Annotated in this window: 14 protein-coding genes; 10 read left to right on the top strand and 4 right to left on the bottom strand. The window is 59.3% G+C overall.

The window, feature by feature from the left end:
• Positions 1 to 7: 7 nt before the first annotated feature.
• The gene (locus ACA055_RS13515; RefSeq protein WP_497684091.1) at positions 8 to 622 is read left to right on the top strand and encodes a GNAT family N-acetyltransferase; all 615 of its coding nucleotides are present in this window, start codon (positions 8 to 10) and stop codon (positions 620 to 622) included.
• On the opposite strand, the gene ACA055_RS13520 is transcribed toward ACA055_RS13515, so the two are convergent.
• Entirely contained in the window at positions 588 to 1481 is an 894-nt protein-coding gene (locus ACA055_RS13520) for a LysR family transcriptional regulator (protein ID WP_497684092.1), read from the bottom strand. The genes ACA055_RS13515 and ACA055_RS13520 overlap by 35 nt on opposite strands.
• Before the next feature lie 88 nt (positions 1482 to 1569).
• The gene (locus ACA055_RS13525) at positions 1570 to 1806 is read right to left on the bottom strand and encodes a hypothetical protein (RefSeq protein ID WP_462023056.1); all 237 of its coding nucleotides are present in this window, start codon (positions 1804 to 1806) and stop codon (positions 1570 to 1572) included.
• A gap of 175 nt (positions 1807 to 1981) precedes the next feature.
• Here ACA055_RS13525 and ACA055_RS13530 point away from each other — a divergent pair, with 175 nt between their 5' ends.
• Entirely contained in the window at positions 1982 to 2542 is a 561-nt protein-coding gene (locus ACA055_RS13530; protein ID WP_497684093.1) for an NADPH-dependent FMN reductase, read from the top strand.
• Between the two features lie 106 nt (positions 2543 to 2648).
• Here ACA055_RS13530 and ACA055_RS13535 read toward each other — a convergent pair whose 3' ends face one another.
• Positions 2649 to 3308: a TetR/AcrR family transcriptional regulator gene (locus ACA055_RS13535; RefSeq protein WP_497684094.1), complete on the bottom strand. Its 660-nt coding sequence runs from the start codon at positions 3306 to 3308 to the stop codon at positions 2649 to 2651.
• Between the two features lie 55 nt (positions 3309 to 3363).
• Between ACA055_RS13535 and ACA055_RS13540 the strand changes: the two genes are divergently transcribed.
• Both ACA055_RS13540 and ACA055_RS13545 read left to right on the top strand, forming a co-directional pair.
• The gene (locus ACA055_RS13540; RefSeq protein ID WP_497684095.1) at positions 3364 to 4467 is read left to right on the top strand and encodes a DUF2855 family protein; all 1104 of its coding nucleotides are present in this window, start codon (positions 3364 to 3366) and stop codon (positions 4465 to 4467) included.
• 180 nt (positions 4468 to 4647) lie between these two features.
• Complete coding sequence (locus ACA055_RS13545) at positions 4648 to 5931, top strand: arsenic transporter (protein ID WP_497684096.1); 1284 nt, start codon at positions 4648 to 4650, stop codon at positions 5929 to 5931.
• Positions 5932 to 6044: 113 nt separating this feature from the next.
• Here the strand turns inward: ACA055_RS13545 and ACA055_RS13550 are convergent, their stop codons facing one another.
• Positions 6045 to 6995: a DUF1853 family protein gene (locus ACA055_RS13550; protein WP_497684097.1), complete on the bottom strand. Its 951-nt coding sequence runs from the start codon at positions 6993 to 6995 to the stop codon at positions 6045 to 6047.
• 115 nt (positions 6996 to 7110) lie between these two features.
• On the opposite strand from ACA055_RS13550, the gene ACA055_RS13555 reads away from it, so the two are divergent.
• Genes ACA055_RS13555 through pepN form a run of 6 tightly spaced genes read left to right on the top strand, consistent with a single transcriptional unit; the run spans position 7111 to position 13628 of the window.
• Complete coding sequence (locus tag ACA055_RS13555) at positions 7111 to 8001, top strand: NAD(+) kinase (RefSeq protein WP_010459816.1); 891 nt, start codon at positions 7111 to 7113, stop codon at positions 7999 to 8001.
• Complete coding sequence (locus ACA055_RS13560) at positions 7998 to 8972, top strand: metallophosphoesterase (RefSeq protein WP_497684406.1); 975 nt, start codon at positions 7998 to 8000, stop codon at positions 8970 to 8972. The genes ACA055_RS13555 and ACA055_RS13560 overlap by 4 nt, the downstream gene beginning before the upstream one ends.
• Positions 8969 to 9838, top strand: a complete 870-nt coding sequence (locus tag ACA055_RS13565) for a rhomboid family intramembrane serine protease (protein ID WP_497684098.1) — start codon at positions 8969 to 8971, stop codon at positions 9836 to 9838. Before ACA055_RS13560 ends, ACA055_RS13565 begins: the two co-directional genes overlap by 4 nt.
• A 34-nt stretch (positions 9839 to 9872) precedes the next feature.
• Positions 9873 to 10133 carry a YeaC family protein gene (locus ACA055_RS13570; RefSeq protein WP_461950288.1) on the top strand — a complete coding sequence of 87 codons (261 nt, stop codon included), beginning with the start codon at positions 9873 to 9875 and terminating at the stop codon, positions 10131 to 10133.
• Entirely contained in the window at positions 10130 to 10960 is an 831-nt protein-coding gene (locus tag ACA055_RS13575; RefSeq protein WP_497684407.1) for a DUF2797 domain-containing protein, read from the top strand. Before ACA055_RS13570 ends, ACA055_RS13575 begins: the two co-directional genes overlap by 4 nt.
• 10 nt (positions 10961 to 10970) lie before the next feature.
• The gene (pepN, locus tag ACA055_RS13580; protein WP_497684099.1) at positions 10971 to 13628 is read left to right on the top strand and encodes an aminopeptidase N; all 2658 of its coding nucleotides are present in this window, start codon (positions 10971 to 10973) and stop codon (positions 13626 to 13628) included.
• The last annotated feature ends 255 nt before the right edge of the window (positions 13629 to 13883 follow it).

Here is a 13883-nt window from a genome sequence, read left to right on the forward strand (position 1 = left end):
TCCCAGTATGCAACCGGTTATGAATCCGAAATACCCAGGGCTGTCGGTGCGCGTTGCCGACGATGGCTTCGCGGCCTACATCTGGGGCAGTGACTTCAGTTTTGAAGTCGCCGCCTATGGCACCCCCGAAATTGGCAAGCCGGTGGAGCAATGGCCGGTGACGCCGATCACCTCTTATCGAAAGTGCTACGGCATCGATCCCGAGGAGTTCAGCAGTTTCCGTGATGCTGCCGACAGCGAGATTTTCATGGCTTTTCTCGATGACGAGCCGGTGGGTCACCTGGTGGTCAGCACCAACTGGAACGGCTTTGCCCACATCGACGAGTTGGCGGTGCATGCGCCGGCACGGCGGCATGGTGTGGCCAAGGCACTGCTGGACGTGGCGCAGTTCTGGAGCCGCAAAAAGAAACTGCCGGGCATCATGCTCGAAACCCAAAACAACAACCTTGGGGCCTGCCGGCTCTATGAACGCTGCGGTTACGTGGTTGGCGGGATTGATCACCTGCGCTATCGCGGCATCGATCCGAACACTGCCGAAGTGGCGCTGTTCTGGTATCGGTTGTTCGATAATCCGCTGGAAAACCCGCTCAGCTCGCCAGCATCGCCGCGGCTTGTTCCGTGATGATCTCCAGCAACGCCTGAACGGCTGGTGACGGCTCGCCGTTCTTCAGGCTCAAGGCATAGAGACTGATGGGCACGGCGGGTGCGATCGGGCAGGCATCCAGGCCAGCCGATTTGGCACCAAGGGCGGTGAAAGGGTCGACGATGGCCAGGCCTTCTCCGGCCTCGACCATGCTGCGCATCATCTGGTGAGTCTGAACCCGGGTCTGAATGACCGGGGCAGGGCGCAGCGCATGCAGTTTGTTGTCCAGCGCCGGACTCAGCGGATCATGACCTTCCAGCCCCACCATCGACTGCCCGGCCAGATCCTGCAGAGAAATGTACTTCTGTTTCGGTTGTAGCCAGCCATGGGGCGCCAGCAGCTGCAGTTTGCCTTGGGCAATTACCTGACAGTGAATGTCGGCGTGATCGGGATCATGCAGGCTCAGCCCCAGATCGCTCTCGCGCAGCAGGAGGCTTTTGACGATCTCGCGGGTGGGTTGGCTCAGCAGGGTGCAAGGCGCATCGGGGAGGCGCCGGCGCAGGGTTGCGATGCTGTGGGGCAACAACTGTTGTGCCAAAGGCGGGGTACAGATGATTCGTAGCGGAGGGGCTTGATATTGCTTGAGGCTGTTGGCCAGGCGCTGGACGGGTTCAAGCGCGTCGTAGACATGGGCGATGCCGGTCTGTAGCTCCCGCGCCTCGCGCGTGGCCTGCAAGCGTCCACGCACGCTGGAAAACAGCATGAAACCCAACTGATCCTCGGCGTCGCGCAGAATATGTTCGACCTCGGCCACCGGCAACTGCAGCCATTCGGCGGCGGTGCCCAGGTGACCGGTCTGCAGGAGCGCCTGGATCACTTCGATATGACGTAAACGCATGCGTGAAGTCCATGTTCAGCAGGTGAGGAAGTCAGTGGCTGAATCCTAACCCAAGTCCGCGCATATGACTTCTGCTCATAACATCGAGTTATGAAACGACGTTCGTTTCCGGCTCACGGGTAATGGTAACGCCCGATTGCACCAGCAGAAACTCGTTGTCATCGAGCTTGTTGACGCGATCGCCAATGGCCAGCTTGTAAGTGGTGACAGGCACCGAGCCGGTAAGACCGTCTGCCGACGGGGTGGATTCCTGGAACTCATGCACGGAATAAACGCGGCCTTCCGCGTCTCTTGCATGGAACTGACCGACGAGTACTGCTGCCATCTGCTTAGAACCTCTGGGGATAAATCACTCAATTTGCGGCTCAGTAGACCGTGGTTGGGCGAGGTAAGTTTTCCTACAGGAAAAAAATAGTCAGGGGCGGTGTTTTCGCTCGCCCGCTGCTTGAATCGTCATCTATAACTACTAGCTCTTTCTATCGGACAGTCGAGAATCTTCCATGAGCAACGTCTATACGATCGCCGTACTGGTCGGCAGCTTGAGAAAGGCATCGATCAATCGCAAGGTTGCGCTGGCCCTGGCCGACCTGGCGCCTGCCAACCTCAAACTCACTATCATCGAAATTGGCGATCTGCCGCTCTATAACGAAGACATCGATGGAGATTCACCGCCGGCAGCCTACAGCACTTTCCGACAACAAGTGAGTTCATCCGACGCGGTGCTGTTCGTGACCCCTGAATACAACCGTTCAGTGCCGGCGCCGTTGAAAAATGCGATTGACGTCGGGTCGCGTCCGTATGGCAAAAGCGCCTGGAGCGGCAAGCCCGGGGCGGTGATCAGCGTTTCACCAGGTGCGGTCGGCGGTTTTGGTGCCAACCATCACCTGCGCCAGTCGATGGTGTTCTTGAATGTGCCGTGCATGCAGCAGCCGGAAGCCTATCTGGGCGGTGCCGGTTCGGCGTTCGACGAGGCGGGCAAACTGTCCGAATCGGTGAAGCCATTCCTGCAAAGCTTCATAAACGCTTATGGACTTTGGGTCGAACAACACAAGAAACTGTGACCCGGTAATAAATGTGGGAGCGGGCTTGCTCGCGAAGAGGCCATCACCTTCAACACTAATGTTGATTCATCGATCGCCTTCGCGAGCAAGCCCGCTCCCACATTCGTTACGGGGTGCTGGCCAGTCGACTACAGATCATCGTTTCCATTTCCGACAGCCATGCGGCGGTTTGCTCCGCCGCTGGTTGTACGGCAACGCAATAACGACGACCGCCCCAAGCCATGATTACCCAGGCATCAATGGTCATTTCTGACGGTTGCGCCGGCAAATCCCTACAGGCGGCGAAGGCTTCACGCCATTTGTTCGACAGCTCCTGGAAATGTCGTCGATGATGTTTGGGCTCGGCGATCAGGTGTTCGATCACCAACACGTCATGGACGAAGGGGAGTTGTCGGGCATCGTCGGATTCGCAGGTCAGGCGTATCAGGCGTTTGATTCGGGTTGGCCAGTCCAGGTCGTTCGCGTGTACGACGTGTTGATCCAGTTGCTGTAACAAGGTATCCAGCGCATGCCGGATGTAACCCGATAGCAAGGCTTCCTTGCTCGGGAAATAGTCGTACAGCGTGCCAATCGCAACGCCTGCTTCCAATGCCACCTCGCGAGTTGTCAACCCCGACCAGCCATCACGTCGCCAAATCCGAACAAACGCCTCGTAAATGGCCTCAACGGTGAAAATCGCCCGGGCCTGACTCGGTCGTTTCAACGGTTTGGCGCGGGGGTTGAGTGTTGGCTTATTGTCCCTGGAGTTTCCGAACCCGCTCTTCATCGGTTGTCATTACTCTGGTGTGACCCGCCACTGGGTGGCAGTAGGAGTCTGAAAAATGCAAAGTTCAAGCACGGTAACACGGCTGATTACCCGTAAAAATGCCCTCGACCAAAGCCGAATCGAGCAGGAGCAACGTAGCCTGGTTCCGGCTGCTGGAGAGGTGATTCTGAAGATTGAACGTTGCGCACTGACGACCAATAACATTACCTACGCCGCCTATGGCGATTCGATGAACTATTGGGGATTTTTTCCTACGGGTCTGGCGGAATGGGGCCACGTCCCTGCCTGGGGTTTTGCCGATGTTGTGGCTTCGGATGTGACAGGCATCACGCCAGGTGAGCGCTTCTACGGGTATTTCCCGATTGCCAGCCATCTGTGGATGCGCCCGGAACGGGTCACTGAACGTGGTTTCTACGACGGCGCCGAGCATAGGCTCGGGTTGACCTCCGCCTACAACCAATACACCCGTTGCAGTTGGGATTCGTACTACAGCCCCGAAACTGAAAACTTGCAGATATTGCTCAAGCCGCTGTTTCTGACCTCGTCAATGTTGGCGGACTTCCTCCAGGACAAGCAGTTCTTCGGCGCGACTCGATTGGTATTCTCCAGCGCTTCGAGCAAAACCGCCTATGGCACGGCTGCTTGTCTGGAAAACCACCCCGGACTGGAAAAAGTAGCCTTGACCTCTGCCGGTAACATGGATTTTGTCGAGCGGCTCGGTTGTTATGAACGGACGGTGTCCTACTCGGAATTGACGAGTCTGGCCACGGACCGTCCGACACTCTATGTGGACTTTTCCGGCGACCTGGATTTGCGCGATCAGGTACACCAGCATTTTGCCGGGCAATTGGTTTATAGCTGCTTCGCCGGCTCAGCACAGAGTACCGATGAGGCCAGGCTAACGGCCATTTCGGGACCCCAGCCCGTGTTCTTTTTCGCGCCAATCCAAATCCGCAAGCGCAATGCCAACTGGGGGCCTGAAGGGGTCAGTCAGCATATTGGCGAGGGCTTGCAGCGGTTTTTCCAGAAGGTGACGGCGACTGAAAATCCATTGCTTAAAGTGATCGAGAGTCAGGGCTATGAAGCGGCGCAAGGCGTTATATCCCGCCTGTTTCTTGGACAGACCGCACCGGTGGAAGGACATGTGATCCGGTTGTGAATTCAACCCGGCCCCTGTAGCAGCAGCTCGCGGGCTCGGCAGCTGCTACAAAAACCAGCGGTTTTCAGACTTTGCTTTAAGATCTCCCGTCATCTGGCACAACTGCGACACAGCGATCAGCTGTTTGACCGTCCGGTTCGGTGCCGCTGATTGTTTCTCCATTCTCTGAAGGCTGCTCGGATGCTTGTTGCGTCGTTGATATTCCTCCTGACCATTACCCTGGTGATCTGGCAACCCAAAGGCCTCGGTGTCGGCTGGAGTGCGGTATTGGGCGCGGTGTTGGCGCTGATTTTCGGTGTGGTACACCTGGGCGACATCCCGATTGTGTGGCAGATCATCTGGAACGCCACCGGCACTTTTGTTGCGCTTATCATCATCAGCCTATTGCTGGACGAGGCGGGGTTCTTCGCCTGGGCGGCGCTGCATGTGGCCCGTTGGGGTCGGGGCAGCGGGCGCAAATTGTTTGCTTATATGGTGCTGCTCGGGGCGTTGGTCTCGGCGTTGTTCGCCAATGACGGGGCTGCGTTGATCCTCACGCCCATCGTGATTTCCATGCTGCTGGCGTTGCGTTTCTCCCCCGCGGCGACCCTGGCGTTCGTCATGGGCGCCGGTTTCATCGCCGACACGGCGAGCTTGCCGCTGGTGGTGTCGAACCTGGTGAACATTGTGTCCGCGGACTTCTTCAACATCAGTTTCAACCGCTATGCGGCGGTGATGGTCCCGGTCAACCTGGTGAGCGTCGCGGCCACCCTGGCCATGCTGATGTGGTTTTTCCGTCGTGACATTCCCAAGGATTACGACCCCGGACAACTGGCGCATCCTGAGTCCGCGATCCACGACAAGGCCACGTTTTATGCCGGGTGGGTGGTGTTGCTGATTCTGTTGCTCGGCTGCTTTGCCCTGGAGCCGCTGGGCATTCCGATCAGTGCGATCTCGGCGGTGTGCGCGGCGTTGCTGCTGGCCATCGCCGCGCGGGGCCACAAGATTTCCACGCGCAAGGTCATGAAAGAAGCGCCGTGGCAGATCGTGATTTTCTCGCTGGGCATGTACCTGGTGGTTTACGGCCTGCGCAACGCCGGGCTCACCGGGTATCTGGCCGGGTGGCTCGACGGTTTTGCCGGTTACGGCATCTGGGGCGCGGCGATGGGCACCGGGGTGTTGACGGCGCTGCTGTCGTCGATGATGAACAATCTGCCGACGGTGCTGATCGGTCTGCTGTCGATCGATGCCAGCCAGGCGACGGGCGTGGTGAAGGAGGCGATGATCTATGCCAACGTCATCGGCAGCGACCTGGGGCCGAAAATTACTCCAATTGGCAGTCTGGCGACGTTGCTGTGGCTGCATGTGTTGCAGCGCAAGAATATCCGGATTGGCTGGGGGTATTACTTCAAGGTGGGGATCGTGTTGACGGTGCCGGTGTTGTTGGCGACGTTGGCGGCGTTGGCTTTGCGGTTGTCCTTTTAGATCGAGTCGACCCCTTCGGGGGTAAGCCCGCTCCCACAGGATTTTCTTACGCCAAAGATCCCTGGGGGAGCGGGCTTGCCCGCGATAGGGCCAGTCCAGTCACTACAAAAAACTCAGCCCTGGCCCGGCACATTCGGCCAAAGATCCGCCACCAGAAACAGCCGCTCGGCTTCTTCCCACTCGCCTTCGGCATTTTCGGTCAATCGCACCAGCAACTGCGCCGGAGCCAGCGGGTCCAGTTCGCTCCGCCAGGCATCGAGCTGTTCGGTGTTCCAGGTCTGCTCGGCGGGATAGTGCGCCGGCGCCAGCCAGGCGTGGCGGGGCAGGGGTTGCCAGCGGCCGAATGGACGCTGCATGACAAACTCGGCCCAATCCTTTTGATGCAACCAGCTACCGCGCAGATGCTGCGGATGCGCGCCACTTGGTGATGCGGACTGTCCCGGCCATGGATACAGCAAATAGCCGCCCAGCCACAAATGGGCACTGAACCGTTGGATATCCAGCGCCGCCAGGACTTCACGGCTTTCAGGGCGCGCGGAAATCGGCAATTGATGCTGGCTCAGGTGCGCCAGTTTGCGGTCCAGCCGGTCGTGACAACCCGGGCCGAGCCATTGCGCTGTGTCGTGTCCGTCGCCATTCTGCGGGCCGAGGTAAAGCTTGATCGCCAGTTCCAGATGATGCACGCCGTCGCGATCACGCAGCAGCATGTCCAGTTCGCCCAGGGTGTGGCCTTCGCGGCGGATCGGCATGTTGGCGGCAATCAGCTCGATTCCCGGTGCGTGTCGCACGGCGTATTGCCATAGTCGCTCATAGTACAAGCCCAGACGCCGGGTCCTGGCCTGCGCCAGCCAGTGCAACAAGTCATAACTGTCGCGATCGAGCTGCCGCAGCCATTGTTCCAGTCGCTGCGGTGCCTGCACCCAGTCGCTGCCGGCCAGCGGATGACGCTGCGGCCACGGGGTGACGTCGAGCATCGGCGGCGCGAGGATGACCCACGCCAGATCACGCACTTCGGGATGGCGTAACTGGTGGGGCAACTGGAGCAAGTCTGGAAATAGGATCATCTTGCGAGCATAGCCTTAAACAGGAGTACATCGTTGTGGCTGAAAGGATTTTGTCTACGGGCGGCTTTCGCCCATAATCGTGTTTTTCGCCGTCCAAGATCCCCGCAGGAGCCCCATGGAGCAATTTCGCAATATCGGCATCATCGGTCGCCTGGGCAGTTCTCAGGTGCTGGATACCGTCCGCCGACTGAAACGGTTTCTGCTCGATCGTCACCTGCACGTGATTCTCGAAGACACCATCGCCGAAGTCCTGCCGGGTCATGGCCTGCAAACGTCGTCGCGCAAGATGCTCGGCGAAGTGTGTGACATGGTGATTGTGGTTGGCGGCGACGGCAGCTTGCTCGGCGCTGCACGTGCGCTGGCCCGACACAATATCCCGGTGCTCGGCATTAACCGGGGCAGCCTGGGTTTCCTGACCGATATCCGCCCCGATGAGCTGGAAGTCAAAGTCGCCGAAGTGCTCGACGGCCACTATCTGGTGGAAAACCGCTTCCTGCTGCAAGCCGAAGTCCGCCGCCACGCCGAGGCTATTGGCCAGGGCGATGCGTTGAACGACGTGGTGCTGCACCCCGGCAAGTCGACGCGGATGATCGAGTTCGAGCTGTACATCGATGGCCAGTTCGTCTGCAGCCAGAAGGCTGACGGCCTGATCGTCGCCACGCCGACCGGCTCGACCGCTTACGCGCTGTCGGCAGGTGGCCCGATCATGCATCCCAAGCTTGACGCTATTGTGATTGTGCCGATGTACCCCCATACCTTGTCGGGTAGACCAATTGTGGTCGATGGCAACAGTGAGCTGAAAATCGTCGTGTCCAAGGATATGCAGATCTACCCGCAAGTCTCCTGTGACGGGCAGAACCACTTCACCTGCGCGCCCGGTGACACCATCACCATCAGCAAAAAGGCCCAGAAGCTTCGGCTGATCCATCCGCTCGACCACAACTACTATGAAGTCTGCCGGACCAAGCTCGGCTGGGGCAGTCGGTTGGGTGGTGGAGGCGACTGATGCTCGATCCCGCGCGTAGCTACGACCTGATCGGTGACGTGCACGGTTGCGCTCTGACCCTTGAGCACTTGCTCGACCGGCTCGGTTATCAAAAACAAGGTGGCGTCTGGCGACATTCGTCGCGTATGGCGGTGTTCGTCGGTGACATCATCGACCGCGGCCCGCGGATTCGCGAAGCGCTGCACATCGTCCATGACATGGTCGAGGCTGGCCAGGCGCTGTGCATCATGGGCAACCATGAATTCAACGCCCTCGGCTGGAGCACCCCGGCGCCTCCGGGCAGTGGCAAGCAGTTCGTGCGTGAACACACGCCGCGTCATGCCCGCCTGCTGGGTGAAACCCTCACTCAATTTGAAAACCATCCCGGCGACTGGCATGACTTCCAGCAATGGTTTTACGAGTTGCCGTTGTTTATTGATGCCGGGCGCTTCCGGGTGGTGCATGCCTGCTGGGATTCGGGCTTGATCGAACCGCTGCGCGCGTTGTTTCCCGATGGTTGCGTCGATGAGCATTTCCTCCAGGCTTCGGCGGTGCCAGGCAGTTTTGCCTGCACCGTGTTCGACCGCCTGCTGCGCGGCACCGACATGCGCTTGCCCCATGGGTTGACCATGACCAGCGGCGATGGCCTGACGCGTTCGTTCTTTCGCACCAAATTCTGGGAAGACGACCCGCAAACCTACGGAGACATTGTGTTCCAGCCCGACGCCTTGCCCGAGCCCGTGGCCCAGACGCCACTGTCCTCTACCGAAAAAAACACCTTGCTGCGCTACGGCGTCGACGAACCTTTGTTGTTTGTCGGCCACTACTGGCGCAGCGGCAAACCGGCACCGATCCGTCCGAACCTGGCCTGCCTGGATTACAGTGCCGTGCTCTACGGCAAACTGGTCGCCTATCGCCTGGATCAGGAAACCCGCCTCGATCCGCATAAATTCGTCTGGGTCGATGTCGAGCGGCCGGAGGTGCTGCAATGAGTGCTGTGGCCGTATTGCGTCTGCCACTGGCGGTGGATTTGAGTGGGTTCGTCAAACTGCTGCAACGCATGCAGGTGCCGCATCGGGTCAGTGAAGAGGCGGGTGAACAGGTGCTATGGGTGCCCGCCAACATCAGCGAGGACGTGCGTTCGTTGTATGAACGCTTCCCGGCTGGCGACCCTGATCAGCAACTGGACATTCCCGTGGCGCAGACGACGCGCCGCCCCGGTTTTGCCGAGCAACTGCGCTACGCCAAGGCCACTGCACTGGTGTTGTTGCTGAGCCTGATCGTCGGCGCGGTGACGCTGCTGGGCGAAAACCTCGACACGATGCACTGGCTGACCTTTCTCGATTTTCGTGTCGTCGGCGAATACATTTATTTCACGCCACTGGCCGACAGTCTGGCGGCGGGGCAGTGGTGGCGTCTGGTAACGCCGATGCTGATCCACTTCGGCATCCTGCACCTGGCCATGAACGGCATGTGGTTCTGGGAACTGGGGCGGCGCATCGAGTCGCGCCAGGGCAGTATCAATCTGATCGGCCTGACGCTGTTGTTCAGCGTGGTGTCCAACTACGCCCAGTTCGTTTTCAGTGGGGCGACGCTGTTTGGTGGGTTGTCCGGGGTCCTGTATGGCCTGCTCGGGCATTGCTGGATTTTCCAGGTCCTGTCGCCGAACCCGGCCTATCGCCTGCCTCGAGGGGTTCTGGTGATGATGCTGGTGTGGCTGCTGCTGTGTCTGTCCGGGCTGGTCTCGATGATTGGCTTCGGTGAAATTGCCAACGCGGCTCACGTCAGCGGGTTACTCATCGGATGCTTCACCGGTTTGTTGGGCGGTTTGTACAACCGCCGTAAACTGGCCGTCTAAAACAGTTATGTGAATAAAGAGCGCGGAGCCCTTGATGTCCTCTTTTAATGAAATGATCAAAAACATCACCCCTGATATCTACCGGAGCCTGAAACTGGCGGTGGAAATCGGTAAATGGTCTGACGGTGGCAAACTCACCGCCGAGCAACGCGAGCTGTCGCTGCAAGCGATGATCGCCTGGGAAATCCAGAACCTGCCCGAGGAAGAGCGCACCGGTTACATGGGGCCGCAGGAATGCAGTTCGAAGTCGATCACCGTGCCGAACATCCTATTCAAGTCGGATGCCATCCATTGATCGAGATTGGCCGCGGTGCAATCAGTAAAATGTCGGCACGCCTAGATGGGCCGAATGTGCAGTACGCTTTTCGTCTGGGCGACGTCGAGGTGCCGGTCAATCCGTTGATCGGCAGCACGGTGCGCCTGGAATACCTGGGGGCGATTCACTGCTCCCATTGCGGACGCAAGACCAAAACCAGCTTCAGCCAGGGTTACTGCTACCCGTGCATGACCAAACTGGCTCAGTGCGACATCTGCATCATGAGCCCGGAGCGTTGCCACTACGACGCCGGCACCTGCCGGGAGCCAGAGTGGGGCGAGAAGTTCTGCATGACCGATCACATCGTGTATCTGTCCAACTCGTCGGGGGTGAAAGTCGGGATTACCCGTGCCACCCAGTTGCCCACACGCTGGATCGACCAGGGCGCCCGACAGGCCTTGCCCATCATGCGCGTCTCGACCCGTCAGCAGTCGGGCTTCGTCGAAGACCTGTTCCGCAGTCAGGTGGCCGACAAGACCAACTGGCGTGCTTTACTCAAGGGCGAGGCGGTATCGGTGGATCTGGCGCAGGTTCGCGATCAGCTGTTTGAAAGTTGCGCCGAAGGTTTGCAAGGTTTGCAGGAACGATTCGGCCTGCAGGCAATCCAGACTATTGCCGATGTCGAACCGCTCGAAATCCGTTATCCGGTCGAGCAGTACCCGGCGAAGATCGTCAGCTTCAACCTGGACAAGAACCCGATTGCCGAAGGCACGCTGCTGGGGATCAAGGGCCAATACCTGATTTTCGATACCGGCGTGATCAATATTCGTAAATACACGGCCTATCAGCTCGCCGTGCATCAGTAAGGACTCCAGCATGCGCACCGAACAACCGAAGATGATCTACCTGAAGGACTATCAGGCCCCCGAGTACCTGATCGACGAGACGCACCTGACCTTCGAGTTGTTCGAGGACCACAGCCTGGTCCATGCGCAACTGGTGATGCGCCGCAATCCTGAACGTGGCCCGGGCCTGCCGCCACTGGTGCTGGACGGCCAGCAACTCGACCTGTTGTCGGTGACACTGGCCGACCGCGAACTGAGCGCTGCCGATTACCAGTTGACCGAGAATCACCTGACCCTGCACCCGACCAGCACCGCCTTCACGGTCGACACCAGCGTCAGGATTCACCCGGAAACCAACACCGCGCTGGAAGGCCTGTACAAGTCCGGCACGATGTTCTGCACCCAGTGCGAGGCCGAAGGCTTCCGCAAGATCACTTATTACCTCGACCGTCCGGACGTGATGAGCACGTTCACCACCACGGTGGTCGCCGAGCAGCACAGCTATCCGGTACTGCTGTCCAACGGCAACCCGATTGCCTCAGGTCCCGGCGAAGACGGCCGGCACTGGGCAACCTGGGAAGACCCGTTCAAGAAACCGGCGTATCTGTTCGCGCTGGTGGCCGGTGACCTGTGGTGCGTCGAAGACACCTTCACCACCATGACCGACCGTTCCGTCGCGCTGCGCATCTACGTCGAGCCGGAAAACATCGACAAGTGCCAGCACGCCATGAACAGCCTGAAGAAGTCCATGCGCTGGGACGAAGAGGTTTACGGTCGCGAGTACGACCTGGACATCTTCATGATCGTCGCGGTGAACGATTTCAACATGGGCGCCATGGAGAACAAGGGCCTCAACATCTTCAACTCCAGCGCCGTGCTGGCCCGCGCCGAAACCGCCACCGACGCCGCGCACCAGCGGGTCGAAGCGATCGTTGCCCACGAATACTTCCACAACTGGTCGGGCAACCGCGTTACCTGCCGCGACTGGTTCCAGCTGTCGCTCAAGGAAGGCTTCACAGTGTTCCGTGATTCGGGTTTCTCCGCCGACATGAACTCGGCAACGGTTAAACGCATCCAGGACGTGGCGTACCTGCGTACCCACCAGTTCGCCGAAGACGCCGGCCCCATGGCCCACGCGGTGCGCCCGGACAGCTTCATCGAGATTTCCAACTTCTACACCCTGACCGTGTACGAAAAGGGCTCGGAAGTGGTCGGCATGATCCACACCTTGCTCGGCGCGGAAGGCTTCCGCAAAGGCAGCGACCTGTATTTCGAACGCCATGACGGCCAGGCCGTGACCTGCGATGACTTCATCAAGGCCATGGAAGACGCCAACGGTGTCGACCTGACCCAGTTCAAGCGCTGGTACAGCCAGGCTGGCACACCACGGTTGGCGGTGAGCGAGTCCTACGACGCCGCGGCAAAAACCTACAGCCTGACGTTCCGCCAGAGCTGCCCGGAAACCCCGGACAAGGTCGAGAAGCTGCCATTCGTGATTCCGGTCGAACTGGGCTTGCTGGACTCCAAAGGTGCGGCCATTGCATTGCGCCTGACGGGCGAGGCCGCAGCGGACGGGACTTCCCGCGTGCTGTCGGTGACCGAAGCCGAGCAGACCTTCACCTTCATCGACATCGCTGAAAAGCCGCTGCCTTCGTTGCTGCGTGGTTTCTCGGCCCCGGTGAAACTAAGCTTCCCGTACGACCGCGACCAGCTGATGTTCCTGATGCAGCACGACAGCGACGGTTTCAACCGCTGGGATGCCGGTCAGCAATTGTCGGTGCAAGTGCTGCAAGAACTGATCGCCCAACATCAGAACGGCGAAGCGCTGGTGCTGGATCAGCGCCTGACTACTGCGTTGCGCAGCGTACTGTCCGACGAGACGCTGGATCAGGCCATGGTGGCGGAAATGCTCTCGTTGCCAGGCGAGGCGTACCTGACCGAGATCAGCGAAGTGGCTGACGTCGACGCCATTCACATCGCTCGCGAGTTTGCCCGCAAGCAACTGGCGGACAATCTGTTCGAAGCGCTGTGGCTGCGTTATCAAGCTAACCGCGACTTGTCGAAAAAGACCCCTTACGTGGCCGAAGCCGAGCATTTCGCTCGTCGTGCCTTGCAGAACATCGCTCTGTCGTACCTGATGTTGATCGGCAAGCCGGAAGTACTGGCGGCGACCCTTGAGCAATTCGATACGTGCGACAACATGACCGAGCGCCTGACTGCGCTGGCCGTGTTGGTGAATTCGCCGTTCGAGGAGCAGAAGGCCACGGCACTGGCGAGCTTCGCCGAGCACTTCAAGGACAATCCGCTGGTCATGGATCAGTGGTTCAGCGTCCAGGCGGGCAGCACATTGCCCGGTGGCCTGGATCGGGTGAAGGCGTTGATGGAGCATCCGGCGTTCAACATCAAGAACCCGAACAAGGTGCGGGCGCTGGTGGGCGCATTTGCCGGGCAGAACCTGATCAACTTCCATGCGGCCGATGGGTCCGGGTATCGGTTCCTGGCGGATCTGGTGATTGAGTTGAACGGGTTCAACCCGCAGATCGCCTCTCGCCAACTTGCACCGCTGACGCGCTGGCGCAAGTATGACGACGCTCGTCAGGCGTTGATGAAAGGTGAGCTGGAGCGGATTCGTGCTTCGGGTCAACTGTCCAGTGATGTGTTTGAGGTTGTCAGCAAAAGTCTGGCCTGAGTTTGGCTTTGATCCCCCAGGGTTCACTCGGACCCTGGGGGAGCGGGCTTGCTCGCGAAGGCGTCCTGATAGACGACGCGATTTAGGCATGTGTACTCGATTTACTGTGGGAGCTGGCTTGCCTGCGAAGGCGTCCTGACAGACGACCTATCGTGTGTTGACCGGGTACATATCCATTCCTGCGGTAACGGCCACTTATGGTTTCGCTCTTACAGCGAGTCCCTTTTGGCAAACGCGGTACGTGTCAAGGTACCT

The sequence above is a fragment of the Pseudomonas sp. LBUM1657 genome (assembly GCF_059716075.1).

Coding starts and splice junctions, on each gene's coding strand:
- ACA055_RS13515 (WP_497684091.1), top strand. CDS start 8: ATGCAACCGGTTATGAATCCGAAATACCCAGGGCTGTCGGTGCGCGTT.
- ACA055_RS13520 (WP_497684092.1), bottom strand. CDS start 1,481: ATGCGTTTACGTCATATCGAAGTGATCCAGGCGCTCCTGCAGACCGGT.
- ACA055_RS13525 (WP_462023056.1), bottom strand. CDS start 1,806: ATGGCAGCAGTACTCGTCGGTCAGTTCCATGCAAGAGACGCGGAAGGC.
- ACA055_RS13530 (WP_497684093.1), top strand. CDS start 1,982: ATGAGCAACGTCTATACGATCGCCGTACTGGTCGGCAGCTTGAGAAAG.
- ACA055_RS13535 (WP_497684094.1), bottom strand. CDS start 3,308: ATGAAGAGCGGGTTCGGAAACTCCAGGGACAATAAGCCAACACTCAAC.
- ACA055_RS13540 (WP_497684095.1), top strand. CDS start 3,364: ATGCAAAGTTCAAGCACGGTAACACGGCTGATTACCCGTAAAAATGCC.
- ACA055_RS13545 (WP_497684096.1), top strand. CDS start 4,648: ATGCTTGTTGCGTCGTTGATATTCCTCCTGACCATTACCCTGGTGATC.
- ACA055_RS13550 (WP_497684097.1), bottom strand. CDS start 6,995: ATGATCCTATTTCCAGACTTGCTCCAGTTGCCCCACCAGTTACGCCAT.
- ACA055_RS13555 (WP_010459816.1), top strand. CDS start 7,111: ATGGAGCAATTTCGCAATATCGGCATCATCGGTCGCCTGGGCAGTTCT.
- ACA055_RS13565 (WP_497684098.1), top strand. CDS start 8,969: ATGAGTGCTGTGGCCGTATTGCGTCTGCCACTGGCGGTGGATTTGAGT.
- ACA055_RS13570 (WP_461950288.1), top strand. CDS start 9,873: ATGTCCTCTTTTAATGAAATGATCAAAAACATCACCCCTGATATCTAC.
- pepN (WP_497684099.1), top strand. CDS start 10,971: ATGCGCACCGAACAACCGAAGATGATCTACCTGAAGGACTATCAGGCC.